The 26,200-nt window shown below is 74.3% G+C and carries 19 protein-coding genes; 7 read left to right on the forward strand and 12 right to left on the reverse strand.

Going from position 1 to position 26,200, the window contains the following annotated elements; translation table 11 throughout:
* Positions 1 to 4: 4 nt before the first annotated feature.
* Positions 5 to 1,294, reverse strand: coding sequence for an SWIM zinc finger family protein (locus IE106_RS24750; protein WP_189537408.1), 1,290 nt, complete (start codon positions 1,292 to 1,294; stop codon positions 5 to 7).
* Positions 1,291 to 4,131, reverse strand: coding sequence for an SCO1167/SCO6262 family helicase (locus IE106_RS24755; RefSeq protein WP_189537409.1), 2,841 nt, complete (start codon positions 4,129 to 4,131; stop codon positions 1,291 to 1,293). The genes IE106_RS24750 and IE106_RS24755 overlap by 4 nt, the downstream gene beginning before the upstream one ends.
* Before the next feature lie 154 nt (positions 4,132 to 4,285).
* Here IE106_RS24755 and IE106_RS24760 point away from each other — a divergent pair, with 154 nt between their 5' ends.
* On the forward strand, positions 4,286 to 4,576 hold the full coding sequence (locus tag IE106_RS24760) for a DUF6343 family protein (protein ID WP_189537410.1): 291 nt from the start codon (positions 4,286 to 4,288) through the stop codon (positions 4,574 to 4,576).
* 35 nt (positions 4,577 to 4,611) lie between these two features.
* Here the strand turns inward: IE106_RS24760 and IE106_RS24765 are convergent, their stop codons facing one another.
* The 3 genes from IE106_RS24765 to IE106_RS24775 form a co-directional block, all read right to left on the reverse strand.
* A complete protein-coding gene (locus IE106_RS24765) occupies positions 4,612 to 4,980 on the reverse strand; it encodes a tetratricopeptide repeat protein (RefSeq protein WP_189537411.1) in 369 nt (122 codons plus the stop codon).
* 50 nt (positions 4,981 to 5,030) lie between these two features.
* Positions 5,031 to 5,642 (reverse strand): dephospho-CoA kinase, encoded by a 612-nt coding sequence (gene coaE, locus IE106_RS24770; RefSeq protein WP_189537412.1) that lies wholly within the window; start codon positions 5,640 to 5,642, stop codon positions 5,031 to 5,033.
* A gap of 67 nt (positions 5,643 to 5,709) precedes the next feature.
* The gene (locus IE106_RS24775) at positions 5,710 to 6,651 is read right to left on the reverse strand and encodes a PAC2 family protein (protein WP_189537413.1); all 942 of its coding nucleotides are present in this window, start codon (positions 6,649 to 6,651) and stop codon (positions 5,710 to 5,712) included.
* Positions 6,652 to 6,852: 201 nt separating this feature from the next.
* On the opposite strand from IE106_RS24775, the gene IE106_RS24780 reads away from it, so the two are divergent.
* Positions 6,853 to 7,836 (forward strand): right-handed parallel beta-helix repeat-containing protein, encoded by a 984-nt coding sequence (locus IE106_RS24780; RefSeq protein ID WP_189537414.1) that lies wholly within the window; start codon positions 6,853 to 6,855, stop codon positions 7,834 to 7,836.
* Between the two features lie 137 nt (positions 7,837 to 7,973).
* On the opposite strand, the gene rpsA is transcribed toward IE106_RS24780, so the two are convergent.
* Complete coding sequence (rpsA, locus tag IE106_RS24785) at positions 7,974 to 9,473, reverse strand: 30S ribosomal protein S1 (protein WP_189537415.1); 1,500 nt, start codon at positions 9,471 to 9,473, stop codon at positions 7,974 to 7,976.
* Between the two features lie 402 nt (positions 9,474 to 9,875).
* Between rpsA and IE106_RS24790 the strand changes: the two genes are divergently transcribed.
* The gene (locus IE106_RS24790) at positions 9,876 to 10,694 is read left to right on the forward strand and encodes a class I SAM-dependent methyltransferase (protein ID WP_189537490.1); all 819 of its coding nucleotides are present in this window, start codon (positions 9,876 to 9,878) and stop codon (positions 10,692 to 10,694) included.
* Complete coding sequence (hrpB, locus tag IE106_RS24795; protein WP_189537416.1) at positions 10,691 to 13,219, forward strand: ATP-dependent helicase HrpB; 2,529 nt, start codon at positions 10,691 to 10,693, stop codon at positions 13,217 to 13,219. Before IE106_RS24790 ends, hrpB begins: the two co-directional genes overlap by 4 nt.
* A gap of 54 nt (positions 13,220 to 13,273) precedes the next feature.
* On the opposite strand, the gene IE106_RS24800 is transcribed toward hrpB, so the two are convergent.
* Positions 13,274 to 15,040 (reverse strand): lytic transglycosylase domain-containing protein, encoded by a 1,767-nt coding sequence (locus tag IE106_RS24800; protein ID WP_189537417.1) that lies wholly within the window; start codon positions 15,038 to 15,040, stop codon positions 13,274 to 13,276.
* A gap of 247 nt (positions 15,041 to 15,287) precedes the next feature.
* Here IE106_RS24800 and IE106_RS24805 point away from each other — a divergent pair, with 247 nt between their 5' ends.
* Positions 15,288 to 16,124: a DUF4184 family protein gene (locus tag IE106_RS24805; RefSeq protein ID WP_189537418.1), complete on the forward strand. Its 837-nt coding sequence runs from the start codon at positions 15,288 to 15,290 to the stop codon at positions 16,122 to 16,124.
* Between the two features lie 54 nt (positions 16,125 to 16,178).
* Here the strand turns inward: IE106_RS24805 and polA are convergent, their stop codons facing one another.
* Positions 16,179 to 18,890 (reverse strand): DNA polymerase I, encoded by a 2,712-nt coding sequence (gene polA, locus IE106_RS24810; RefSeq protein WP_189537419.1) that lies wholly within the window; start codon positions 18,888 to 18,890, stop codon positions 16,179 to 16,181.
* A 121-nt stretch (positions 18,891 to 19,011) separates the two neighbouring features.
* Between polA and IE106_RS24815 the strand changes: the two genes are divergently transcribed.
* On the forward strand, positions 19,012 to 21,294 hold the full coding sequence (locus tag IE106_RS24815) for an FdhF/YdeP family oxidoreductase (protein ID WP_189537420.1): 2,283 nt from the start codon (positions 19,012 to 19,014) through the stop codon (positions 21,292 to 21,294).
* A gap of 59 nt (positions 21,295 to 21,353) precedes the next feature.
* The gene (locus tag IE106_RS24820; RefSeq protein WP_189537421.1) at positions 21,354 to 21,842 is read left to right on the forward strand and encodes a PaaI family thioesterase; all 489 of its coding nucleotides are present in this window, start codon (positions 21,354 to 21,356) and stop codon (positions 21,840 to 21,842) included.
* 57 nt (positions 21,843 to 21,899) lie between these two features.
* On the opposite strand, the gene IE106_RS24825 is transcribed toward IE106_RS24820, so the two are convergent.
* The 4 genes from IE106_RS24825 to IE106_RS24840 all read right to left on the reverse strand — a co-directional run bounded on the left by IE106_RS24825 (position 21,900) and on the right by IE106_RS24840 (position 26,180).
* The gene (locus tag IE106_RS24825; RefSeq protein ID WP_189537491.1) at positions 21,900 to 22,589 is read right to left on the reverse strand and encodes an ABC transporter ATP-binding protein; all 690 of its coding nucleotides are present in this window, start codon (positions 22,587 to 22,589) and stop codon (positions 21,900 to 21,902) included.
* A 74-nt stretch (positions 22,590 to 22,663) separates the two neighbouring features.
* The gene (locus IE106_RS24830) at positions 22,664 to 23,890 is read right to left on the reverse strand and encodes an ABC transporter ATP-binding protein (RefSeq protein ID WP_189537422.1); all 1,227 of its coding nucleotides are present in this window, start codon (positions 23,888 to 23,890) and stop codon (positions 22,664 to 22,666) included.
* Positions 23,890 to 25,260: a branched-chain amino acid ABC transporter permease gene (locus tag IE106_RS24835; protein ID WP_189537423.1), complete on the reverse strand. Its 1,371-nt coding sequence runs from the start codon at positions 25,258 to 25,260 to the stop codon at positions 23,890 to 23,892. Before IE106_RS24835 ends, IE106_RS24830 begins: the two co-directional genes overlap by 1 nt.
* Positions 25,257 to 26,180 (reverse strand): branched-chain amino acid ABC transporter permease, encoded by a 924-nt coding sequence (locus IE106_RS24840; protein WP_189537424.1) that lies wholly within the window; start codon positions 26,178 to 26,180, stop codon positions 25,257 to 25,259. Before IE106_RS24840 ends, IE106_RS24835 begins: the two co-directional genes overlap by 4 nt.
* Positions 26,181 to 26,200 lie beyond the last annotated feature (20 nt).

Consider the following 26,200-nt stretch of genomic DNA (forward strand, 5'->3'; position numbering starts at 1 on the left):
ACGCTCAGGTGCCGAGCAGTCCGGCGAGTGCGCCGACCGGGTCGGGGTCCGGGGTGCCCCGCGGCCACCAGTCCTCGTGGCCCGCGTCGGACTCGTAGCCGTACCAGAGGCCGTCGCGGCCGTAGCGGAGCTGGAGCGCGGCCGTGGAGAGGCGGTTGCGCCACGGCCGGAAGTGCGGGGAGTCGGCGGCGATCAGGGCGGGCCGGGCGCGGTCGAAGGGGCCGGCCGGCGGGTCCCAGGGCTCCTCGAGCACGGCGAGGCCGGCCGGACCGCCCTGCCGCCAGGCGGCGACGGCGCGCGCCAGGTCGGCGGGCGTGCGGTCCACGGCGGCGGCGAGGTCCCGGTACAGGGCGCGGGTGGCGGCGGTGAGGCCGGAACCGGGGTGGGCGGCGGCGAGCCGGACGGCGTCCTGCCAGGGGGTGAGACCGGCGACCGGGTCGTGGCCGGTGGTCAGGTGCGCGTGGGCGCGGGCCGCGGCCTCGGAGGCCAGGAGCTCCAGGGCGAGGGGGTCGGGCGCCCCGGGCGCCTGCGGGTACGCGGGCGGGCGGCCGGGGTGGGCCGGGGGCGGCAGCGGCGGGGGCAGGGTGGCGGCGGGCACGGCGGTGACGGCGTCGCGGGCCGGCACGGTCGGGAGGGACGGGGGCGGCGCGGCGGCGGCCTCGGCGGCCGAGCGGACGGCGCTGCGGTGGCCGAGCGCGGCGAGGATCTCCTGCTCTCCGCGGCCGCGCATCAGGAACAGCGTGAACGGGTCCTCGTCGAGGAGCCGGGCCACCTGGTAGCAGAGCGCGGCGGCGTGCTTGCAGGGGTGGCCGTCGTCGGGGCAGGAGCAGTCGGGGACCAGGTCCCCGGCGTGCGGGAGGAGGCCGGTGAGGTCGGCCGGCGCGTGCGGGACGTCCTTGTCGAGGAGGGCCGCCAGGTGGCCGGGCCGGGCCGCGGCGGTATCGAGGAACGTCTCCCAGTCGTCGTCGCCGAGGACCCGGAGCCGGATCTGCGTGCGGTAGGGGCGGGCGCGGCTGCCGTGGACGTACGCCGTGACGCGGCCGGGCATGACGGTGATCGCGTCGACCAGTCCGCGGCCCGCGTAGGCGCGGCCCCGGGCGAGGCGGGCCGGGTCGAGGGCGGTCTCCTCCAGCGCGGCCACCCAGGCCTCGCCCCACCAGGTGGCGGCGGACGCGCCGTCCCCGCCGCCGGCGGGCGGGAGCCGGGGGAACGTGCGGCGCAGGTCGTCGTGGGCGGGCGCCGGGGCGCGGGTGCCGCGGGGGGCGGGGCGGCGCGGGCCGGGCCGGGGGGTCATGACGGCCTCCTCAGGGACACCAGGTCGGCCAGTTCCCGGTCGGTCAGCTCGGTGAGGGCGGCCTCGCCGGAGCCGAGGACCGCGTCGGCGAGGGCGCGCTTGGCGGCCAGCAGTTCGGCGACGCGGTCCTCGACGGTGCCCTCGGCGATCAGCCGGTGGACCTGGACGGGCTGGGTCTGGCCGATGCGGTAGGCGCGGTCGGTGGCCTGCTCCTCGACGGCCGGGTTCCACCAGCGGTCGTAGTGGACGACGTGTCCGGCGCGGGTGAGGTTGAGGCCCGTGCCGGCGGCCTTCAGGGACAGGACGAAGACGGGGACGCCGCCGGACTGGAAGCGGTCCACCATCCGCTCGCGCTCCGCGACCGGTGTGCCGCCGTGCAGCAGCTGGGAGGGGGCGCCGCGGGCGGCCAGGTGGGCGGTGAGGAGCCTGGCCATCGCCACGTACTGGGTGAAGACGAGGACCGAGCCGCCCTCGGCGAGGATCGTGTCCAGCAGCTCGTCGAGGAGGGCCAGCTTCCCGGAGCGGCCGGCGAGCCGGTGCGTGTCCTCCTTGAGGTACTGCGCCGGGTGGTTGCAGATCTGCTTGAGGGAGGTGAGCAGCTTCATGACCAGGCCGCGGCGGGCGATGCCCTCGGCGCCCTCGATGGCGGACATGGTCTCGCGGACGACCGCCTCGTAGAGGGACGCCTGCTCGCGGGTGAGGGGCACCGGGTGGTCCGACTCGGTCTTGGGCGGCAGCTCCGGCACGATGCCGGGGTCGGACTTGCGGCGGCGCAGCAGGAAGGGGCGCACGAGGCGGGCGAGCCGCTCGACCGCTTCGTCGTTCTCGATCTCCTCGCTGTTCTCGACGGCGCGCGCGTGCCGGGCGCGGAACGCCTTGAGGGGGCCGAGGAGGCCGGGCGTGGTCCAGTCGAGGAGGGCCCACAGCTCGGAGAGGTTGTTCTCGACGGGCGTCCCGGTGAGGGCGACCCTCGCCGGGGCGGGGAGGGTGCGCAGCGCCCTGGCCGTGGCGGAGAACGGGTTCTTCACGTGCTGGGCCTCGTCCGCGACGACCATCCCCCAGGGGTGGGCGGCGAGCTGGGCGGCGCTGGTGCGCATCGTGCCGTACGTGGTGAGGACGAAGCCGCCGTCGGTGCCGTCGAGGCTGCGGTCGGCGCCGTGGAAGCGGCGTACGGGCACGCCGGGGGCGAAGCGGTGGATCTCGCGCTGCCAGTTGCCGAGGAGGGAGGCGGGGCACACGACGAGGGTGGGCTCGCGGCGGGCGCGGCGCAGGTGCAGGGCGATCAGCGTGACGGTCTTGCCGAGGCCCATGTCGTCGGCGAGGCAGCCGCCGAGGCCGAGCGAGGTCATCAGGTCGAGCCAGGCCAGGCCGCGCAGCTGGTAGTCGCGCAGGGTGGCGGCGAGACCGGGCGGCGGGGCGGTCCGGCCGGGCGCGGCGGTCAACCGGTCGCGCAGGTCGGCGAGCGCGCCGACCGGGACGGCGGGGACGGTCTCGCCGTCGACCTCGGCGGTCCCGGTGAGGGCGGCGGCGAGCGCGTCGACCGGCTCCAGCAGGCCGAGCTGCCGCTTGCGGGCCTTGCGGACGAGGGCGGGGTCGACGACGACCCAGCGGTCGCGCAGCCGTACGACGGGCCGGTGGGCCTCGGCGAGGGCGTCCATCTCCCGCTCGGTGAGGGGCTCGCCGTCGAGGGCGAGCTGCCAGTCGAAGCGGAGCAGTCCGGCGCCGTCGAAGAACGCCGTCCCGTCCGTGGCGGAGCCGGGTGCGGGCCGGACGACGGCGGTGGCGGTGAGGGAGCGGGCCAGTTCGCGGGGCCAGTGCAGCGCGACGCCCGCCGCGTCCAGGCGGGCCGCGGCGAGGCCCAGCAGCTCGTACAGCTCGTCCTCGGTGAGCGCGAGGACGTCGGGCACGGGGCGCTCCAGGAGCCGGCCGAGCGGGGGCCAGACGCGGGCGGCGCGGCGCAGGGCCAGGAGGGCGTCGACGCGGGCGCGGGGGCCCAGGTGCTCGTCGCCGGCCGCGGCCCACAGGGCCTCGGCGTCGACGACGAGGGCGGGGTCGGCGAGGCTGTGCACCTGGACGACCGCGGCGGCGGCCCGCCGCTCGCCGCCGCCTTCCGGGGCGGTGTCGAACAGCTCGTACGAGGAGAGGTCGAGGCGCAGGGAGACGCGGACGCCCGCGTCCATCCCGGCGGCGGCCTCGGCGGCCCAGGCGCGCGCGTGGGGCAGCCGCTGCGGCTCCCGGGCGGCGAACGGCGCCCCGGCGGCGAACGCGGCGGCGGGCGTGCGCGGCAGGCCGTCGGCGACGGCGTCGAGGAAGGCGCGGACGAGCGCCTCGGGCTCGGGCAGCCGGAGCGGCCGGCGGTCCGGTACGGGCACGGCGTACGCCTCGTACGGCATGGCGGCGGCGACGGCGCGCAGGTGGGTGACGTCGTCGGCGTCCAGCGGGCCGGCCCGCCAGGCGTCGAGGTCGCCGGCGGTGAGCCCGGGCAGGAGGCGCCCGCGCGCGACCAGGTGCAGCCCGTGCAGGGCGGCGGCGCCCCAGCAGGCGGCCGCGGGGTGGGCGTGCGGGTCGTGGCGGGCGGCGGCGAGCAGGGGCAGGGCGTCGGCGACGGACAGGAACAGGGCGGGCACCCGCCGGCTGCGGGCCCCGCCGCCGTGGCGCCGCACGACGGTGAGCGTGCCGGCCTCCCCCACCGTGCCGGCCTCCCCCGCCGGGCCGGCGGGCAGGGGGCCGCCGTCGGGGGACCAGAAGGCGACGCGGCCGTCGCGGGGCGGGTCGGCGGGCAGGAACACCGCGGCGGCGCCGTGCGGCGCGCGGACCCGCGGCGTCTCGTCGCTCATGAGCCGGCCACCTCCCCTGACGTGTCCCCCGGCGGTCGGGACCCTCTGCCCACCGACCTTACGGCGGGGGTCTGACAACAGGTCCCGCCGCGGGTGCCGGCCGCCGTGATCGGGGGCGGCTCGCGGGTACCCGCCCAGCGGGAGAACGATGACCATGCGCAGTGGAAACGAACCGGTCACCGCGCGCAGCCCGCTCAGGCTGCGGCTCGGGCTGGGTGTGTGGGGCCTGCTGTGGGCCCTCGGCGGCACCGTCGCGTTCGCGCTGGCGGGGCGGACGGGCTGGGCGGTCGCCTGCGGGGTGCTGCTGGTGGTGGTGGCGGCCGACGTGGTGGTGATCCTGCGCCACATGAGGCAGGGCCCCCGCTACCAGCCGGGCCGGGACGTCCCCCCGTACGAGCCGCCGTACGGGCCGGGCCGCCGGAGCCGGTGGCGCGGCGGCCCGTAGGCGGCGTGGGCCGCGGCGCCGCCGGGGGCGCCGCGTCAGTCGGTGGCGTCGAAGCGCGCCGCCTCCACGTACTCGGGCTTCGGGTCGAGGGCGGCGGCCAGCCGGAAGTGGCGCCTGGCGTGCTGCGGGCGGCCGGCGCGCTGCAGGGTGCGGGCCAGTCCGAAGTGGGCGAACGCGTTGTCCGGCTCGCGCTCCAGGACCAGCTCGAACTCGAGCTCCGCGGGACGCAGTTGGGCGGCCGCGAAGAAGGCGCGGGCGCGCAGGAGGCGCGCGGCGGTGTTCTCCGGGTGAGCGGCGATCACGGAGTCGAGCAGCTTGACGGCGCCGCGCGGGTCGCGCGCGGCGAGCAGCTGCTCGGCCGCCCGGTAGTCGATGACATGGGTTTCCGGGTTGCTGTCGGGCACGGTCGGATCCTTCCCCTCGTCGCGGCCCTTCAACATCCCCGGTGGCGGGCCTATTCCGGCCCGGTGCGGGCCGCGCGGGCCACCAGCCGCTCCCAGACCTCGCGGACCTGCGGCTCCAGGGCTTCGAGGGGGCCGTCGTTGTCGATGACGTGGTCGGCGACGGCGCGCCGCTGCTCGGAGGTGGCCTGGGCGGCCATCCGGGCGCGGGCCTCGGACTCGGTCATGCCGCGGAGCCGTACGAGGCGGTCGATCCGGGTCTCGGCGGACGCGTCGACGACCACGACGACGTCGTAGAGGGGCGCGAGGCCGTTCTCGGTGAGGAGGGGGACGTCGTGGACGACGACGGCGTCGGGCGCGGCGGCGGCCTGCAGTTCGGCCGAGCGGGCGCCGACGAGGGGGTGGACGATGCCGTTGAGGGTGGCGAGGCGCTCGGCGTCGCCGAAGACGATGGAACCCAGCTTGGGCCGGTCCAGGGTGCCCTCCCCGGTCAGGACGTCGGGGCCGAACGCCTCCACGACGGCGGCGAGCCCGGGCGTGCCGGGCTCGACGACCTCGCGGGCGATCCGGTCGGCGTCGACGAGGACGGCGCCGTACGAGACGAGGAGGCGGGAGACCTCGCTTTTGCCGGCGCCGATTCCGCCGGTGAGACCTACGGTCAACATGAGCGGAAGCCTAGGGGCAGGGGCGGGGCGGACGTCGGCCGCCCCCGTGGCGGCCGGCGTCCGCGCGCTACGGCGTGTCGCCCTCCCGCTCGGCGAGGAAGCGCTCGAACTCCCGGCCGATCTCGTCGGCGGACGGCAGCTCCACGGGCTCCGCGACGAGGCTGCCGCGGGTCTCGACGCCGGCCAGCGCGTCGTACTGGTGCTCCAGCCCCTTGACCAGGGCGACCAGTTCCTCGTCGCCCTCGCCGATCTGGCGGTCGATCTCGGTCTGCGTACGCTGCGCGGCGGCGCGCAGGTTGTGCGCCACGGTCGGCAGGACCAGGCCCGTCGCCGCCGTGATCGCCTCGACGGTGGTGAGCGCCGCGTCGGGGTAGGCGGAGCGGGCCACGTAGTGCGGGACGTGCGCGGCGATGCCGAGCACGTCGTGCCCGGCCTCGATCAGCCGGTACTCGACGAGCGCGACGGCGCTGCCGGGGACCTGCGCCTCGTCGAACGGGCTGCGGTGCCCCGGTACGAGGTCGGCGCGGCTGCCGTGCGGGGTGAGGCCGACGGGCCGGGTGTGCGGGACGCCCATCGGGATGCCGTGGAAGTTGACGGAGAGGCGCACGCCGAGCCGCTCCACGATCTGCCGCACGGCCGCGGCGAAGCGCTCCCACTCCACGTCGGGCTCGGGCCCCGACAGCAGCAGGAAGGGGGCGCCGGTGGCGTCCTGGACGATACGGAGCTCGATGGCCGGGGTGTCGTACCCGGTCCAGCGGTCGCGGCGGAAGGTGAGCAACGGGCGGCGCGCCCGGTAGTCGACCAGACGGTCGTGGTCGAAGCGGGCCACCACCTGGTGCGGGAGGGTCTCCAGCAGGCCGTCGACGATCTGCTCGCCGACCTCTCCCGCGTCGATGTATCCGTCGAAGTGACAGAGCATGATCAGGCCGGCCGACTCCTGGGCGAGCGCCATGTCGGCCACCGCCAGGCCCTTCGGCTCCCATGCGTACAAATCCTGCGGATCAAGCACGATTACCGCTCCTCCTCGTGTTCCCACGGAACAACGTCGCACGGGCCTCCGACATTCCCGGAGGCGCCCATGTCGCGGACGGGGCACGGCGTTTGGTCCAGACCTTGACATGCCCACAGCCCATCCCTACCGTCTCGGGACAGCGCGCGTTCAGCATCCCGCCCGGCGTCCACGTACGAGAACCCCACGGGAAGGCCCCCCATGCGCACCGGCACGCTGCTCCCCGCCCTGCTCCCGGCCGCCCTCGCCCTGACCGCCACCGCCACCGTGACGGCACCTCCGACCGGGGCCGCCGCCGAGCGGACCGCCGCCGTCGTCGACGTCTCGACGGCGGCCCAGCTGAAGGCGGCGCTCACGACCGTGCGGCCCGGCGACACGATCCGGCTCGCCGACGGCACCTACCCGGGCAACTTCAAGGCCAGGACTCCCGGCACCGCCTCCGCGCGCATCGTCCTGACCGGCTCGCCGCGGGCCGTCCTCACGGCGGGCGGCGGCTACGGCCTGCACCTCGACGGCGCCTCGTACTGGACCGTGCACGGCGTGACGGTCACCGGCGGGCAGAAGGGGATCATGATGGACCGCGCGAACGGCGTCGTCATCGACGCGGTCACCGTGCACGGCCTGGACATGGAGGGCGTCCACTTCCGGAACTCCAGCAGCGACGGCGTCGTCCGGAACTCCCGCATCCACGACACGGGCCTCGACGGCCGCGGGATGGGCGAGGGCGTCTACGTGGGGACGGCGAACACGCTGTCGGACCGGAGCGACGGCGTCCAGGTGCTCCACAACACCATCGGCCCCGGCGTGGGCGGCGAGGGCGTCGACGTCAAGGAGGGCACCACCGGCGCCCGGATCGTCGGGAACACCTTCGACGGGCGCGGGATGACGGGCGTCCACCACGACGACTCGTGGGTGGACGTGAAGGGCAACGACGTCCTCGTCTCGGGCAACACCGGCCGGAGCACGCTCGGCAACGGCTTCGAGGTGCACTCCCAGCAGCCCGGCTGGGGCTGCGGCACCGTCTTCCGCGGCAACCACGCGGACCTGACGGGCGCGACCGGCGCGAACCGGTACGCGGTCCACGCCCCGCACCACTCCGCCTCCTGCCGGACGACGGTGTACGCCGACAACACCCGCACCGGCGGGAGCGGCCTGGTCACGCCGGGCGTCCCCGTCGTGGACTGACGCCCCCGGCGCGGGGAGGCCGCCGCCCGCCCGGCCGGCCGGACGGGCGGGCGGGCGGGAACGCACCGAGGCCCGCCCCTCGCGGGGCGGGCCTCGGTGTCTACCGGCTAGGAGCTAGCGGGTCGGTGCGGAGCCGTTCAGCTCTGGCCGCCGGCGAGCTTCTCGCGGAGGGCGGCGAGCGCCTCGTCCGACGCCAGGGCGCCGGAGGTGTCGTCCGACTCCGAGGAGTAGGAGCCACCGGTCGGCGCGCCGGCGCCGGAGGGAGCGGCGGAGCCGCCCTCGGCAGCGGCGGCCTCGTCGGCCTCGCGGGACTTGATGACCTGGGCCTGGTGCTGCTCGAAGCGCTGCTGCGCCTCGGCGTACTGGGTCTCCCACGCCTCGCGCTGGGCCTCGTAGCCCGGCAGCCAGTCGTTGGTCTCCGGGTCGAAGCCCTCGGGGTAGATGTAGTTGCCCTGGTCGTCGTAGGACGCGGCCATGCCGTACAGGGTCGGGTCGAACTCGACCGAGGCCGGGTCGGCACCGAAGGACTCGTTGGCCTGCTTCAGCGAGAGGCTGATGCGGCGGCGCTCGAGGTCGATGTCGATGACCTTGACGAAGATCTCGTCGTTGACCTGGACGACCTGCTCCGGGATCTCCACGTGGCGCTCGGCCAGCTCGGAGATGTGGACCAGACCCTCGATGCCCTCGTCCACGCGGACGAACGCGCCGAACGGAACCAGCTTCGTGACCTTACCCGGGACGACCTGGCCGATCTGGTGGGTCCGGGCGAACTGCTGCCACGGGTCCTCCTGCGTCGCCTTCAGCGACAGGGAGACGCGCTCGCGGTCCATGTCGACGTCGAGGACCTCGACCGTGACCTCCTGGCCGACCTCGACGACCTCGGAGGGGTGGTCGATGTGCTTCCAGGACAGCTCGGAGACGTGGACCAGACCGTCGACGCCACCCAGGTCCACGAAGGCACCGAAGTTGACGATCGAGGACACGACGCCGGAGCGGACCTGACCCTTCTGGAGGGTCGTGAGGAACGTCTGGCGGACCTCGGACTGGGTCTGCTCCAGCCAGGCACGGCGGGACAGGACCACGTTGTTGCGGTTCTTGTCCAGCTCGATGATCTTGGCCTCGAGCTCCTTGCCCACGTAGGGCTGGAGGTCGCGGACACGGCGCATCTCGACGAGGGAGGCCGGCAGGAAGCCACGGAGGCCGATGTCGAGGATGAGACCACCCTTGACGACCTCGATGACGGTGCCGGTGACGATGCCGTCCTCTTCCTTGATCTTCTCGATCGTGCCCCAGGCGCGCTCGTACTGGGCGCGCTTCTTCGAGAGGATCAGGCGGCCTTCCTTGTCCTCCTTCTGGAGGACCAGGGCCTCGATCTCGTCGCCGACCTTGACGACCTCGTTCGGGTCGACGTCGTGCTTGATCGAGAGCTCGCGGCTCGGGATGACACCTTCGGTCTTGTAACCGATGTCGAGCAGGACCTCGTCCCGGTCGACCTTCACGATGACGCCGTCGACGATGTCGCCGTCGTTGAAGTACTTGATCGTCTCGTCGATCGCGGCGAGGAAGGCTTCCTCGTTACCGATGTCGTTGACCGCAACCTGCGGGGTGGTGGCGGTGGTCTCGGTGCTGCTCGTCATGTGGGAAAGGGCTCCGGTGCGGACATTGAAGTCGTAGGTACTGCTACGCCGAGAGCCCGTATCGCAGCTGCAGAAGCCGGACAGCCAAGGAAGCGCGCGGCCCAGCGGACTGGGGGCGCCTCGAAAACCGAGGGGACATACAACAGATGCGAGCGCGGCCTGCTCCGTCCGAGGCACGCAGGCCCGCAGCGCAACCTTTAGCATACGGGCGCCGCGGTACACGGTCAATGCGCGAAGGCGCCCACCCGGGGCGGAACCCCGCATACCCGGCACAACTAAGCTTGATCGAGGCCGTCCTGGCCCCGACGCGCCGGTGACACACCGGGGGCGCGCGACACCGCCGCGGGCGCCCGTCACGACCGCCCCCATGCGCGCTGTGCGCAAACTACAACGATGGACGAGATGATCCAAGACTACGAGCCCCAGGCCACGCGCCGTGACGCCGGCGACGCGGAGAGCAGCAGGGCGAGCCGCGGCTGGTGGGACCGGAACGCCGACGAGTACCAGAGCGAGCACGGCGGCTTCCTCGGGGACGACCGGTTCGTGTGGGGACCCGAGGGGCTGGACGAGGCGGAGGCGGGGCTGCTGGGGCCGGCCGGGTCGCTGAGGGGCCTGGACGTCCTGGAGATCGGCGCGGGCGCGGCGCAGTGCTCGCGCTGGCTGGCCGCCCAGGGCGCCAGGCCGGTGGCGCTGGACCTGTCCCACCGGCAGCTCCAGCACGCCCTGCGCATCGGCGCGGACGGGCTGTGGCCGGTCCAGGCCGACGCGGGGGCGCTGCCCTTCCGGGACGGCTCCTTCGACCTGGCCTGCTCGGCGTACGGGGCGGTGCCGTTCGTCGCCGACCCGGTGCGGGTCTTCCGGGAGGTGTGGCGGGTGCTGCGGCCGGGCGGCCGGTGGGTGTTCTCCGTGACGCACCCGATCCGCTGGGCGTTCCCGGACGAGCCGGGGCCCGAGGGGCTGACGGTGGCGTCCTCGTACTTCGACCGCACGCCGTACGTGGAGCAGGACGAGCAGGGCCGGGCCGTGTACGTGGAGCACCACCGGACGATCGGCGACCGGGTGCGGGAGGTGGTCGCGGGCGGTTTCCGGCTGGTGGACCTGGTGGAGCCGGAGTGGCCGGCCTGGAACGGCCAGGAGTGGGGCGGCTGGTCCCCGCTGCGGGGGAACCTCCTGCCCGGTACGGCGATCTTCGTGTGCGAGCGGGGCGAGCGGGCCGCGTGATCCGCGAGGAGGAGTGGGGGCGGCTCCCGGTACGGCACGCCCTGCCCGCGCTGGAGCAGGCGCTGGACGAGCACGGGGCCGCGGTGCTGTGCGCGCCGCCCGGGACCGGCAAGACGACGCTCGTGCCGCTGGTGCTGGCGGAGCGGGGCGCCCGGGTGGTGGTCGCCGAGCCGCGGCGGATCGCGGCGCGGGGCGCGGCCCGGCGGATGGCGTGGCTGCTCGGCGAGGAGGTCGGCGGCCGGGTCGGCTTCGCGGTGCGCGGCGAGCGGGTCGTGTCGCGGGAGACGGTCGTCGAGGTGGTGACGACCGGGGTGCTGCTCCAGCGGCTCCAGCGGGACCAGGAGCTGGCCGGGGTGGACGTGGTGGTCCTCGACGAGTGCCACGAGCGGCACCTGGACGCGGACACGGTCGCCGCCTTCCTGCTGGACGTGCGGGAGTCGCTGCGGCCGGAGCTGCGGCTGGTGGCGGCGTCGGCGACGACGGACGCCGAGGGGTGGGCGCGGCTGCTGGGCGGTGCGCCGGTCGTTCGGGCGGTGGGCACGGCCCACCCCGTGGAGGTGGTGTGGACGCCGCCGGGCGGGACGGTGCGGCCGGCGCACGGGACGTTCGTGGACCCCGCGCTGCTGGCGCACGTGGCGGGGACGGTGCGGCGGGCGCTGGCGGAGCGCGCGGGCGACGTGCTGTGCTTCCTGCCGGGGGTGGGCGAGATCGCCCGGGTGGCGGGACTGCTGTCGGACCTGCGCGGCGTCGAGGTGCTCCAGGTGCACGGCCGGGCCCCCGCCGCGGTGCAGGAGGCGGTGCTGTCGCCGGGGCGCGGACGGCGGGTGGTGCTGGCGACGTCGGTGGCGGAGTCGTCGCTGACGGTGCCGGGCGTGCGGGTCGTGGTCGACTCGGGCCTGGCGCGGGAGCCCCGGGTGGACCACGCGCGGGGGCTGGGCTCGCTGGTGACGCTGCGGGCGTCGCGGGCGTCGGCCCGGCAGCGCGCGGGCCGTGCGGGGCGCGAGGCGCCGGGCGCGGTGTACCGGTGCTGGCCGGAGGCGGAGGACGGCCGCCTGCCGGCCTTCCCCGCGCCGGAGATCCGGGTGGCGGACCTGACGGGGTTCGCGTTGCAGGCGGCGGCGTGGGGCGACCCGGACGCGTCGGGCCTGGCGCTGCTGGACGCCCCGCCGGCGGGGGCGATGGCGGCGGCGCGGTCGGTGCTGGAGGCGGTCGGCGCGGTCGACGCGCACGGCCGGGTGACGGAGCGGGGCGCCCGGATGGCGCGTCTGGGCCTGCACCCCCGGCTGGCGCGGGCGCTGCTGGACGGCGCGCCGCTGGTGGGCGCGCGCCGGGCGGCGGAGTTGGTGGCCCTGCTGGGCGAGGAGCCGCCGCGCGAGTACGGCGACGACGTGGCGGCCGCGTGGCGTGCGGCCCGCCGGGGCGGCGACGCGTACGGGGCGCGGTGGCGCCGGGAGGCCGGCCGGCTGGCCCGGCGGCTCGCCGCCCCGGGCACCGGTGGGGCGGCCGGCGGCCCGGCGGGGGCCGGTCCGGCCCGCGGGGGCTCCGGTGACGGGGTGCCGGACGACGTGGCCGCCGGGATCGTGGTCGCGCTGGCGTTCCCGGAGCGGGTGGCGCGGGCGCGCGGCGGGGGCTCCTTCCTGATGGCGGCCGGGACCGGCGCCGAGGTGGGCCGCGAGTCGGGTCTGCGGTCGGCCGGCTGGCTGGCCGTGGCCGTGGCCGACCGGCCCGCGCACCAGGCGTCGGCCCGGGTGCGGCTGGCCGCCGTGTGCGACGAGGACACCGCGCGGCTCGCGGCCGGGCACCTGCTGGTGGCGGGTGACGAGGTGCGGTGGCAGGACGGTGACGTCGTGGCGCGCCGGGTGGAGCGGCTGGGCGCGGTCGACCTGGTGGTGCGGCCGCTCGGGGACGCCGCGCCCGGGCTCGTACGGGAGGCGCTGCTGGAGGGGCTGCGGCGGGAGGGGCCCGGGCTGCTGCGCTGGTCGCGGGAGGCGGTCCGGCTGCGGGAGCGGCTGGCGTTCCTGCGCCGGGTGGTGGGGGCGCCCTGGCCGGAGGTGTCGGACGAGGCGCTGGTGGCGCGGGCCGGCGAGTGGCTGGAGCCGGAGCTGTCGGCGGCGCGCAGGCGGGCGGGGCTGGCGCGGATCGACGTCGAGGAGGCGCTGCGGCGGCTGCTGCCCTGGGCGGGCGGGGAGGCGGCGCGGCTGGACGAGCTGGCGCCGGAGCGGATCGAGGTGCCGAGCGGCTCGCGGATCCGGGTGGAGTACGGGGACGAGCAGCCGGTCCTCGCGGTGAAACTGCAGGAGATGTTCGGGCTGGCCCGGACGCCGCGGGTGGCCGGGGTGCCGGTGCTGGTGCACCTGCTGTCGCCCGCGGGGCGGCCGGTGGCGGTCACGGCCGACCTGGAGTCGTTCTGGCGGGACGGCTACCGGTCGGTGCGGGCGGAGTTGCGCGGGCGGTACCCGAAGCACCCCTGGCCGCAGGACCCCTCGGCGGCGCCGCCGACGCGGCGTACGAACCCGCGACGCTGACGGCCCGCCGCCCTCGTACCGGTGAGGGGGCGGGCCGTCGGGGCGCGGGGCGGGTCAGGCGGCGGTGACCTGGAGCTCCACCGTCAGCGTCGCGCCGCCCGGGGCGGTCAGGCGCAGCAGGAACGTGCCGGTCCGGCCGTCCGCGTACATCGGCGGGAGCTGGAGGACGCCGTCCGCGTCGGTCGTGAGACCGGTGAGCGTACGGATCGGTGCGCCCTGCGCGTCCTTGAAGTAGGGGCCGTCGGCGCTGGGCGCCTGCGTGCCGTCGGGGCCCTGCGCGACCATCGTGGCGGTCAGCGCGGCGCCGGGGACGGGGGCTCCCCCGCGGGTGGCCCTCACCGTGAGCCGCTGGGCGAACTCCCCTTCCGGGGCGGCCGTGAGCGGGGTCCCGCCGGTCCGGGCGAGGGCGTCGGCCTGGCCGGTGGTGACGGTCGCCGCGAAGACGACGGGGGCGAGGGCGGGGCGCTGGGGGACGGTGGCGCGGACGGTGAACCGCCCGGTCTTCTCGCCGGCCCGCAGGGCGGGCGCGGTGGCGGTGCCGTCGCCGCCGGTGGTGACGGTGGCGGTGGTGGCGCCGTTCGCGAAGCGCGCGTCGGTGTCGCCGGCGATCTCGAACCGGACCGGTACGAGGGCGAGGGCGTTGCCCCAGGCGTCGCGGGCGACCACGGAGGGGCGCTCGGCGAACCCGGTGCCGGCGGGGGCGGTGAGCGTGCCGGTGCCGGCGTCCGCGAGGCGGTTCACCTTGTCGGCGGGGGTCTGCGGCGTGGTCGGCTTCGGGGCCGGGCCGGTCGGCGGGGACGAGGGGTCGGGCCGGGACGGGACCGTCTCCACGGGGGCCGGGCCGGGGGCCGGGCTGGTCGTGCCGGGCGACGGTGCCGAGGTGCCGGGCGACGGGGTGGTCGAGGGCGACGGCGTCTTCGTCGGGGCCGGAGTGGGCGTCGGGGTGGGGACCGGCGTCGGGGTCGGCGTGTACGGGGTGCCGCCCGGGGTGCGGGAGTCGCTGCGCTCGCCGGGCTGCACGCCGGTGCCGTCGGGGACCTGGTGCGTGCCGCGCTGGTAGAACTCGAACCAGGACAGGACCGTGCGCAGGTAGGCGCGGGACTGGTTGTAGCTGAGGATGGCCCGGTCGAGGTCCGCCTTGACCGCGAGGTCGCGGCCGTTGGCGCACAGGTACATCCCGGCGGCCTGGGCGGCGTCGTAGATGTTGTTGGGGTCCTTGCGGCCGTCGCCGTTGGCGTCCTGACCCCAGGAGGCCCAGGTGGACGGGATGAACTGCATGGGGCCGACCGCGCGGTCGTGGCGGCTGTCGCCGTCGTACGCGCCGTCGTCGGTGTCGCTGATGTCGGCGAAGCCGTTGCCGTCGAGGACGGGGCCCAGGATGGGCGAGAAGGTGGTGCCCGCGGCGTCGACGCGGCCGCCGCGCGCCTGCCCGGACTCCACCTTGCCGATGCCCGCGAGGAGTTGCCAGGGCAGGTTGCAGCCGGGCCTGGTGGTCCTCAGGTGCTGCTCGGCCTGCTTGTACGCGGCGAGCACGGTGGCCGGGATGCCCGCTTCGGCCGGACCGGTGACCACGGGGCCGCCGTCGCCGGGCCCCACGGGGTTGGGGGACTTCAGCGGCGGCAGGTCGGTGTAGTAGGGCGAGTCACCCGTGGCGGTGGAGCCGGACGAGGTGGGTGATGTCGCGTCGCCGGCCGGCTGGCCGCCGGCGGCGACGGGAGTGGCGCCCGGCGCCTGTGATGCCGAGAGCGCGGCCACGGCCGCGGCGGCGACCGCGGTGGTCGTGGCGCCCTTGCGCAGTCGACGGCGGATGTGCGCTGCCATGCGTCTGTCCCTCCCCGGTGGCGCCCGTCGGCGCCGAAGGCCTCTGCCGCGCGCCCCAGTGCGCGGCTCAGGCGACCCTACGTCAACTCGGGTCTTCCTCACACCGAGGGGTGACCGCTTTTCACGCTTTCGTCACCGACCGTCCTTGCGACCCTCTCGGACCTGACGGTGCCACAGGTCGATCGCGCCGTGACCGATACTGACCGGGCTGGTGTTTGAGGGCCGATTACCGGGGGGACCGCCGACCATGCCGTTCACGCTCAGCCACGCCGCCGCCGTACTGCCGGGGATGCGGAGGACCGGCGTCGCCCGGGGTCCGCTGGTCGCCTCGGCCCTCGTCACGGGGTCGCTTTCGCCCGACATGACGTACTACGCGGACAGTGTCGTGCCCGGTGCCATGACGTTCGGAAACGTCACGCACGGCGTGTGGGGGGTGCTGACCGTCGACGCCCTGACGGCCGCGCTGCTGACCGGTGTGTGGCTGATGGTCCGTGAGCCGCTGGTGGCCCTGCTGCCGGGGCGGTGGCGGGGCCGGGTCCACACGGTGCTGCGCGGCCGGCCGTGGCGCGGGCGGCGTCCGGCGGCGCTCGCGGCGTGGTTCTACGTCTCGGCGGTCGTCGGGGCGGCGACCCACGTGGTGTGGGACCTGTTCACCCACGCCGACCGGTGGGGCGTGCGCGTGCTGCCCGTGCTCGGCGAGTTCGTGGCGGGCTTCCCGCTGTACCTGTACGCCCAGTACGGCGGGTCGGCCGTGGCGCTGGCCGTCCTGGTGTGGTTCGGGTACGGGGCGCTGCGCCGCGTACCCGCCGGACAGGCCGAGGCCGCGGGGGCGCTGCGGCCGGTGCCGACGCGGCGGGGCCGGTGGCTGGCGGGCGGGGTGCTCGCGGGGTGCCTGGCGGCCGGGGTCGTCCACCGGTGCCTGCGCTGGTACGCGTACTGGGGGCGGATCGAGACGCCGCTCGACATCATCCCGACCGCGTGCTTCGGCGCCGGGGCAGGGCTGGCCGTGGGGATCGTCCTGTACGGCGCGGGGATGCGGCTGCGATCCGGCGCCGCGCTCCGGCCCCGGGGCCGCACCCCGTGAGGGGGCGGCGCGACCTCGCACGGTCGCGCCGCCCTCCCGGGTTGTCCCGGCCGGTCAGTGCGCGGCCGACTCCCAGTCGTGGCCGACGCCCACCGACACGTCCAGCGGCGCCCGCAGTTCGACCGCCGAGGCCATCTCCCGGCGCACGATCTCCTCGACCCGCTCCCGCTCCCCCGGCGCGAGCTCCAGCACGATCTCGTCGTGGACCTGGAGCAGCATCCGGGAGTTCAGGCCGGCCTCGGACAGCGCCCGGCCGACGCGGAGCATGGCGACCTTCACGATGTCGGCGGCCGTGCCCTGGATCGGGGCGTTGAGCGCCATCCGCTCGGCCATCTCGCGCCGCTGCCGGTTGTCGCTGTTGAGGTCCGGCAGGTAGCGGCGGCGGCCCAGCATCGTCTCCGTGTACCCGGTCGCGCGGGCCTCGTCGACGACGCGGTGGAGGTAGTCCCGCACGCCGCCGAACCGCTCGAAGTACGTGTCCATCAGGGCGCGGGCCTCGGCGGCCTCGATGTTCAGCTGCTGGGACAGGCCGAACGCGGACAGGCCGTACGCCAGTCCGTACGACATGGCCTTGATCTTGCGGCGCATCTCGGCGTCGACCGCCGACTTGTCGACGCCGAAGACCTGGGAGGCGACCGTGGTGTGCAGGTCCTCGCCGGAGGTGAACGCCTCGATGAGGCCCTCGTCCTCCGACAGGTGCGCCATGACGCGCAGCTCGATCTGGCTGTAGTCGGCGGTCATCAGGGCCTCGAAGCCCTCGCCGACGACGAAGCCCCGGCGGATGGCGCGGCCCTCGTCCGTGCGGACCGGGATGTTCTGCAGGTTCGGGTCGGTGGAGGACAGCCGGCCGGTCGCGGCGACCGTCTGGTTGAACGTGGTGTGGATCCGGCCGTCCGTCGCGACCGTCTTGATCAGGCCCTCCACGGTGACGCGGAGCTTCGCCTGCTCCCGGTGGCGGAGCATGACGACGGGCAGTTCGTGCTCGGTCTGGGCGGCGAGCCAGGCCAGCGCGTCCGCGTCCGTGGTGTAGCCGGTCTTGGTCTTCTTGGTCTTCGGCAGGTTCAGCTCGCCGAAGAGGACCTCCTGGAGCTGCTTGGGCGATCCCAGGTTGAACTCGTGGCCGACCGAGGCGTGCGCCTCCTTCACGGCCTGCTGGACGGCGCCGGCGAACTGCTGCTCCATCGCCTCCAGGTGCGGCCGGTCGGCGGCGATGCCGTACCGCTCCATCCGGGCGAGCAGCTCGGAGGTGGGCAGCTCCACCTCGTGCAGCAGCCGCGTCGCGCCCACCTCCTCCAGGCGGGCGGTGAACGCCTCGCCCAGGTCGAGGACGGCCCGCGCCTGCGTCATCAGCGCGTCGGCCTCGGCCGTGTCGTCCGCGCCGAACGCCAGCTGGCCGTCGGCGGCGGACGGCGGGGCGAGCTCCCGCCCCAGGTACTCGACGGCGAGCGCGTCCAGGGCGAAGGAGCGGCGGCCCGGCTTCACCAGGTACGCGGCGAGCGCCGTGTCCATCGTGACGCCGGCGACGCTCCAGCCGTGCTCCGGGAAGACGCGCATGGCGGCCTTGGCGTTGTGCATGACCTTCGGCCGGGCCGGGTCCGCGATCCACGCGGCGAAGGCGCGCTCGTCGGCCTCGTCCAGCCGCGTCGGGTCGAACCAGGCCGCCGCGCCGTCCGCCGCCGCGAGGGCGACCTCGGCGACGCTGCCCACCCCGAGCGCCCAGCTGTCCACGGTCACCACGCCCAGCGGCCGGTCCCCGTGCCGCTCCAGCCACGGCGCCAGCTCGCCGGCGTCCAGCACCGAGCCGTCCAGCTCCACGCCGGCGGCCGGGGCGGGCGCCTCCTCCTCCCCGGCGCCCGGGTCCACGGCGAGCAGCCGCTCCCGCAGGCTCGGGTTGCGGATCTCCATGACCTCCAGGAAGCCGGTGAGCGCGGACCGGTCGTAGGGGGCGCGCTCCAGCTCCGCCACCGACTTCGGCAGCCGCACGTCCCGGACCAGCTCCGTCAGGTGCCGGTTCAGCTTCACGGACTCCAGGTGGTCGCGCAGGGCCTGCCCGACCTTGCCCTTCACCTCGTCGGCCCGCTCCACCAGCTCCGCGAACGACCCGAACTGGTTGATCCACTTCGTGGCCGTCTTCTCGCCGACGCCCGGGATGCCCGGCAGGTTGTCCGACGGGTCGCCGCGCAGCGCCGCGAAGTCCGGGTACTGGCTCGGCGACAGCCCGTACTTCTCCTGCACCTTCTCCGGCGTGAACCGGGTCAGCTCGGAGACGCCCTTCGTCGGGTAGAGCACCGTGACGTGGTCGGAGACCAGCTGGAAGGAGTCGCGGTCGCCGGTGACGATCAGCACCTCGAAACCGGCGGCCTCCGCCTGCGTGGCCAGCGTGGCGATGATGTCGTCCGCCTCGTAGTCCTCCACGGCGAAGCGGACCGCGTTCATCGTGTCCAGCAGCTCGCCGATCAGCTCGACCTGGCCCTTGAACTCGTCGGGCGTGGCGGAGCGGTTCGCCTTGTACTCCGGGAAGTCCCGGGAGCGCCAGGTCTTGCGGGACACGTCGAACGCCACCGCGAAGTGGGTGGGCGCCTCGTCACGCAGCGTGTTCGCCAGCATCGACGCGAAGCCGTAGATGGCGTTGGTCGTCTGCCCGCTCGACGTCGTGAAGTTCTCCGCGGGCAGCGCGAAGAACGCCCGGTACGCCAGGGAGTGCCCGTCCATGAGGAGCAGGCGCGGACGGTCTTGTGCGGTCTTCTTCGATGCTCTCTCAGCCACGGACACGATCCTGCCACGCTCCACTGACAACCTCGGACGGGCACCACACGCCGCCGTCCCCACGTGACAGGATCGGAGGCGTACCCACGTACACACGTACGGCGAAACGAGGGAGTGCGCCATGGCCAGCAAACCGCCCGCAGGGGACCCCGTCCAGGACGCTCCGCAGGTGACGGCCGTCCAGCACTCCGCCGCCGGCCTGCCCGGCGTCGTCCACGGCCTGCGCGCCTCCCAGGCGCAGATGGGTCTGACCCGCACGGCCCGCACGCTCCTCAAGGTCAACCAGAAGGACGGCTTCGACTGCCCGGGGTGCGCCTGGCCCGAGGGCGACAAGCGGCACGTCGCGGAGTTCTGCGAGAACGGCGCCAAGGCCGTCGCCGAGGAGGCCACGCTGCGCCGGGTCACCCCGGAGTTCTTCGCCGCGCACCCGCTGTCCGACCTGGCGGACCGCAGCGGCTACTGGCTGGGCCAGCAGGGCCGCATCACGCACCCGGTGTACCTGCCGGAGGGCGGCGACCGGTACGAGCCGGTCAGCTGGGAGCGGGCCTTCGCGATCATCGCGGAGGAGCTGACCGCGCTGGACTCCCCCGACGAGGCGCTGTTCTACACGTCGGGCCGGACCAGCAACGAGGCCGCGTTCCTGCTCCAGCTCTTCGCGCGCGAGTTCGGCACGAACAACCTGCCGGACTGCTCCAACATGTGCCACGAGTCGTCCGGCTCCGCGCTGACCGAGACCCTCGGCGTCGGCAAGGGCAGCGTCTCCCTCGACGACCTCCACCAGGCCGACCTGATCATCGTCGCCGGGCAGAACCCGGGCACGAACCACCCCCGGATGCTGACCGCGCTGGAGAAGGCCAAGGCGGCCGGCGCGAGGATCATCTCGGTGAACCCGCTGCCCGAGGCGGGCCTGGAGCGGTTCAAGAACCCGCAGACCGCCAAGGGCCTGCTGAAGGGCTCGGCCCTCACCGACCTGTTCCTGCAGATCCGCATCGGCGGCGACCAGGCCCTGTTCCGCCTCCTCAACAAGCTCGTCCTGGACACCGAGGGCGCCGTCGACGAGGAGTTCGTCCGCACCCACACGCACGGCTTCGAGGACTTCGCCGCCGCCGCCCGCGCCGCCGACTGGGACGAGACGCTCGCCGCGACGGGGCTGACCCGCGACGAGATCGAGAGCGCCCTGCGGATGGTCCTCGCCTCGCGCCGCACGATCGTCTGCTGGGCGATGGGCCTCACCCAGCACAAGCACTCCGTGCCCACCATCCGGGAGATCGTCAACCTCCTGCTGCTGCGCGGCGCCATCGGCCGCCCCGGCGCCGGGGTCTGCCCGGTCCGCGGTCACTCCAACGTCCAGGGCGACCGCACCATGGGCATCTTCGAACGCCCCTCGGAGGCGTTCCTCGACGCCCTCGACCAGGAGTTCGGCATCACCTCGCCCCGGCACCACGGGTACGACGTGGTCCGCTCCATCCGGGCGCTCCGCGACGGCCGCGCGAAGGTCTTCTTCGCGATGGGCGGCAACTTCGTCGGCGCGACTCCCGACACCCGCGTCACCGAGGCCGCGATGCGCCGCGCCCGGCTCACCGTGCACGTCTCCACCAAGCTCAACCGGTCCCACGCCGTCACCGGCACGCGCGCGCTGATCCTGCCCACCCTCGGCCGCACCGATCGGGACGTGCAGGCGTCCGGGCGGCAGTTCGTCACGGTGGAGGACTCGATGGGCATGGTCCACGCCTCCCGGGGCAACCTGCCGCCCGCCGGCCCCCACCTGCTGTCCGAGCCGGCCATCGTGGCCCGCATGGCCCGCGCCGTCCTCGGCGCCTCGTCGGCCACCCCGTGGGAGGAGTTCGAGGAGGACTACGCCGCCATCCGCGACCGCATCGCGCGCGTGGTGCCCGGTTTCGAGGACTTCAACGCCCGGCTCGCCGCCGCCCCGGGCGGGTTCGCCCTCCCGCACGCCCCGCGCGACGAGCGGCGCTTCCCCACCGCGACCGGCAAGGCCAACTTCACCGCCGCCCCCGTCGAGTACCCCCGGGTCCCCGAAGGCCGGCTGCTGCTGCAGACTCTGCGCTCGCACGACCAGTACAACACCACCGTCTACGGCCTCGACGACCGCTACCGCGGCATCAAGGGCGGCCGCCGCGTCGTCCTCGTCCACCCCGACGACGCGCGCGAGCGGGGCCTCGCCGACGGTTCGTACGCCGACCTGGTCGGCGAGTGGACCGACGGCGTCGAGCGCCGCGCCCCCGGCTTCCGGGTCGTCCACTACCCGACCGCGCGGGGCTGCGCCGCCGCGTACTACCCGGAGACGAACGTCCTCGTGCCGCTGGACGCCACCGCGGACGTCAGCAACACCCCCGCCAGCAAGTCCGTCGTCATCCGTCTGGAACAATCACCGGCCGACTGAGCGTTCGCTCAGCAGCGTCACCAGGACAGCCGTACGACGACGAACGGAGTTCGGGCCCCATGGGCGAGCAGACCGCAGCCAAGTTCCCGCAAGAGGTCATCGACGAGTACGCCGCGCTCGGCGTCGACCTGCCCGCCCTCTTCTCCGCGGGCCACCTCGGCAACCGCATGGGCCTGCAGATCGTCGAGGCCGCCCCCGACCGCGTCGTCGGCACCCTGCCCGTCGAGGGCAACACCCAGCCCTACGGGCTCCTCCACGGCGGGGCCTCCGCCGTGCTCGCCGAGACGCTCGGCTCCGTGGGCGCGATGCTCCACGGCGGCTCCCGGAAGATCGCCGTGGGCGTCGACCTGAACTGCACCCACCACCGGGGGGTCCGCTCCGGGCTCATCACCGGCGTCGCCACCCCGGTGCACCGCGGGCGCTCCACCGCCACGTACGAGGTCGTCATCACCGACGAGCAGGACAAGCGCGTCTGCACGGCGCGACTCACCTGCATGCTGCGCGACGCCACCCCGCAGGACGCCGAGAACATCCCGGGCACCGCCTGACGGACGCCGAGAGCGCCGGGCCCCCCGCGGGGCGCCCGGCGCTCTCGTCCCGTGGGATCAGGCCGCGCCCTCACCGAGGTACGCCGCGCGGATCCGGCTGTCGGACAGCAGCTCGCCCGCCGGACCGGACATCGCCACGGAGCCCGTCTCCAGGACGTACCCGCGGTCGGCCAGGCCCAGGGCCTGCGTGGCGTTCTGCTCCACCAGCAGCACCGTGGTGCCCTGGTCGTTGATCTCCTTGATGATCTCGAAGATCTGCTGGACGATCAGCGGCGCCAGGCCCATGGACGGCTCGTCCAGCAGCAGCAGTTCGGGCCGGCCCATCAGCGCGCGGCCGATCGCCAGCATCTGCTGCTCGCCACCGGACAGGGTGCCCGCCTGCTGCGAGCGGCGCTCGGCGAGGCGCGGGAAGAGCGTGAACACCCGGTCCAGGTCGCCGGAGTCCACCGACGAGAACTTGTAGGCGCCCATCTCCAGGTTCTCCAACACGGTCATCGTCGCGAAGACCCGCCGCCCCTCGGGGACGTGCCCGATGCCGAAGCGGACCAGCTCGTGCGACTTGATGCCGTCGATCCGCTCGCCGCGCAGCAGCACCTCGCCGTGGCGGGGCTGGAGCATGCCGGAGACCGTGCGGAGCGTGGTCGTCTTCCCGGCGCCGTTGCCGCCGAGGAGGGCGACGATCTCGCCCTTGCCGACCGTCAGGCCGATGCCCTTCAGCGCCTCGATGGCGCCGTAGAACACCCGCATCTCCTTCAGTTCGAGCAGCGGGGCGTCCGGGGTCCCGGCGTCGCCGGATTCCGTCCGCAGCTGTGCCGTCGTGCTCACTCGCCGCTCTCCTCGTCACTCCGCGCGCGGCTGCCGCCGCCCGACCCCTTGGCCGTCCCGTCCGGCGCCGCCCCGTCCGGCTCGCCCCCGGCCTCTTCCGACGCGGTCGGCTCGTCCTCGGCGCCCGTCCCCGCCGGGTCCCCGGCGTCGGCGTCGTCCCCGTCGTCCGCGCCGGTCGGCTCCCCGGCGTCGGCCGGCTCGTCCCCGGCGGCCTCCGGTACGACCGGCTCGTCCCCGGCTGACTCCGGCGCGGCCTCTTCCTCCGCCGTGTCGGACGCCGGGTCGGACGCCACGTCGACCGCCACGTCGACCGCGGCCACGGCCGCGACCGCGCCCCCGGCCGACGCGCCGTCGGAGTCCGCCGGTGTCCCGGCCGCCTCCTCGGCCACCTGCCGAACCGTTCCCGCGTCCTCGGCCGACGCACCCAGGTACGCCTCGATCACCGCCGGGTGCTGCTGGACCTCGCTCGGCGTGCCCTCGGCGATCTTCTTGCCGAAGTTGAGCACCATCACGCGGTCCGCGACCGACATCACCAGCCGCATGTCGTGCTCGATCAGCAGCACGCTCACGCCCAGCTCGGCGTTGATCCGGCGGATGAGCTGCTCCAGTTCCAGCTTCTCCGTCGGGTTCGTCCCCGCCGCCGGCTCGTCGAGGAGCAGCACCTGCGGGTCCGTCGCGAGGGCCCGGGCGATCTCCAGGCTCCGCTGGTCGCCGTAGCTCAGGCTGCCGGCGATCTCGTTGAGCTTGTCCTCCAGGCCCACGAACCGCAGCAGCCGGTGGGCCCGCTCGTCGCTCTCGCGTTCCGCGCGCCGCGCGCTCGGCAGCCCCAGCATGATCGACACGGGGCCGGCCTTCAGCCGCGTCTCCGCCGCGATCTTCACGTTCTCCAGCGCCGTCAGCGCCGAGAACAGCCGGATGTTCTGGAACGTACGCGCCACTCCCGCCCGGTTCACCAGGTGCGGCTTGCTGCCCAGCAGCGACTTCTCGCCGCCGCCCTTGGGCAGGAAGGCGATCCTCCCCTCCTGCGGCGTGTACGCACCGGTCAGCGAGTTGAAGAACGACGTCTTCCCCGCACCGTTCGGGCCGATCACCGCGAGCACCTCGCCCCGGCGCATCGACATGTCGACCTTGTCGAGGACCGTCAACCCGCCGAACCGCAGCGTCACATCCGTCACCCGGAGCACGAGCTCCTCGGTGGACGTACCCGTCACTTCAGTGCTCATCAGGCCTTGCCTCCCGCCGGCTCGGACATCGCGTCCGCGTCACCGAGGCCCTCCTCCGCCATCTTCAGCTCACGCTGACGACGGCGTGAGGGCCAGATGCCCTGTGGCCGGTAGATCATCATGATCACAAGCAGCGCGCCCAGGTACATGTACCGGTCCGACGCGTCCACGTAGTCCTTCAGCGCCTCCGGCAGCCACACCAGCGCCGCCGCTCCCATCAGCACGCCCGGGATCGATCCCATGCCGCCGAAGATCACGTACGCCAGGATCAGGATCGACTGGAGCAGCGGGAACACCTCGGGGTTGATGTAGCCGTACTTGCTGGTGAAGATCACCCCGGCCACACCCGACGTCGACGCGCCGATCGCGAACGCCATCAGCTTGAACCGCACCGTGTCCACGCCGTTCGCCGCCGCGGCGATCTCGTCCTCGCGGATCGCGGTCCACGCCCGGCCGACCCGTGAGTGTTCGAGCCGCGAGAACAGCACGATCACCAGCACGATGAAGAAGACCAGCAGGTACCAGTACGGCAGCGGCTTGATCGACCACGTGTACTCGATGCCGGCGAAGTCGAACGAGAAGTCCGGGATCAGCCGGGCGCCCTGCGGGCCGCCGGTCACCCCGTCCGCGTTCTTCGCGACCAGGTAGATGATCTCGTGGAAGCCCAGCGTCACGATCGCCAGGTAGTCACCGCGCAGCCGCAGCGTCGGCGCCCCGAGCAGCAGGCCGGTGACCAGGCACGTCACCACCGCGATGGGGATCACCCAGAACGGGTTGAGCACCATCGGCGGCTCGACGGGCAGACGTCCCGTCCAGAACGCCGTCGAGTACGCGCCCACCGCGAAGAAGGCGAAGAACCCGAGGTCCAGCAGACCCGCCCAGCCGATCACCACGTTCAGGCCGATCGCCAGCAGCGCGAAGATCGCGATCTGGTCCACCAGGACCGTCTGCCACGTCCGCGACAGCATCGACGGCACGACCAGGGCCAGCACCAGCGCCAGCCCGATCAGGCCCCACCGCAGCCGCTGGTCGCCCTGGAGCCGGTCGCGCAGCGCGCCGCCGGGACGGCCCACCGCCGCCTTCGCCTGGTCCACCGCGCCCTTGATCGGCGTCGAGGCGAACTCCCGCAGCGCCCACACCCCCACGGTCAGCGCCAGGCACACCCACAGGTTGGGGCCGGTCAGCGACCCCTCCAGGGAGAAGAAGATGTCCCGGGTGTTGCCCTGCTCGCCCGTCACCAGCGCCAGCAGCACGCCCAGCGCCACCATCGCCCACAGCCGCGTGAACCGGGGCTGCCGGTACCACGCCGTACGGCGCAGCCTGCTCGCCGCGGACGCCACGTCCTTCACGGAAGTCTCCACCGCGCTCATGCCGCCCTCCCCACTTGCTTGCCGAGGATGCCCATCGGACGGAACATCAGCACGAGAATCAGAACCACCATCGCCGACACGCTCCGCCACTCGTCACCGAGCAGCGGCACCGTCATCGTCTCCACGACACCGATCAGCACACCGCCCGCCATCGCGCCGCGGATGTTGCCGATACCGCCCACCACGGCCGCCGCGAACGCCGTGATGCCGGGGATGAACCCCATCGTGTACGACACCTGGTTGAGGTTCGCGAAGAGGAAGCCGGCCACGCCGCCGAGCACACCGCCGATCACGAACGTCCGGGAGATCACCCGGTCGATGTCGACGCCCATCAGCGACGCCACCTCGGCGTCCTGCGCGACGGCCCGGATGCCCTTGCCGAGCTTCGTCCGGTTCACCAGCAGGTCGAGGCCCACCATCATCACCACGGCGGTGAGGAACTGCAGCACCTGCGTGATGTTCACGCCCGCGCCGAAGACGCTGAACACGTCGTGGTTGTCGTACATCTCGGGCAGCGTCATCGGGTCGCGGCCGAACAGCTTGCCCGCCAGGTTGTAGAGGAAGAACGAGGCTCCGATCGCCGTGATCAGGAAGATCAGGCGCGGCGCGCCCCGGCGGCGGAGCGGCCGGTAGGCCACCTTCTCCAGGCCGTACGCGGTGACGCCGCCGAAGAGGGCCGAGCCGGCCATGGCCAGGGCCACGAAGCCGATGGACGCCAGGGCGGAGGGGTTGTCGCCCGGGTCGAGCAGTTGGAGGACGATGAGGCTGCCGTAGGCCCCCAGCATGAACACCTCGCTGTGCGCGAAGTTGATGAGCTGGAGGACGCCGTAGACGAGTGTGTAACCGATGGCGATGACGGCGTACAACGAGCCGAGCATCACACCCAGGACGAGATAGTCCCAGAATTCCTGAAGGGACATGGAAGAGACTTCCTTGTGGG

Source organism: Streptomyces roseolilacinus (genome assembly GCF_014649335.1).
In the GTDB taxonomy this organism is placed as follows: Bacteria; Actinomycetota; Actinomycetes; order Streptomycetales; family Streptomycetaceae; genus Streptomyces; species Streptomyces roseolilacinus.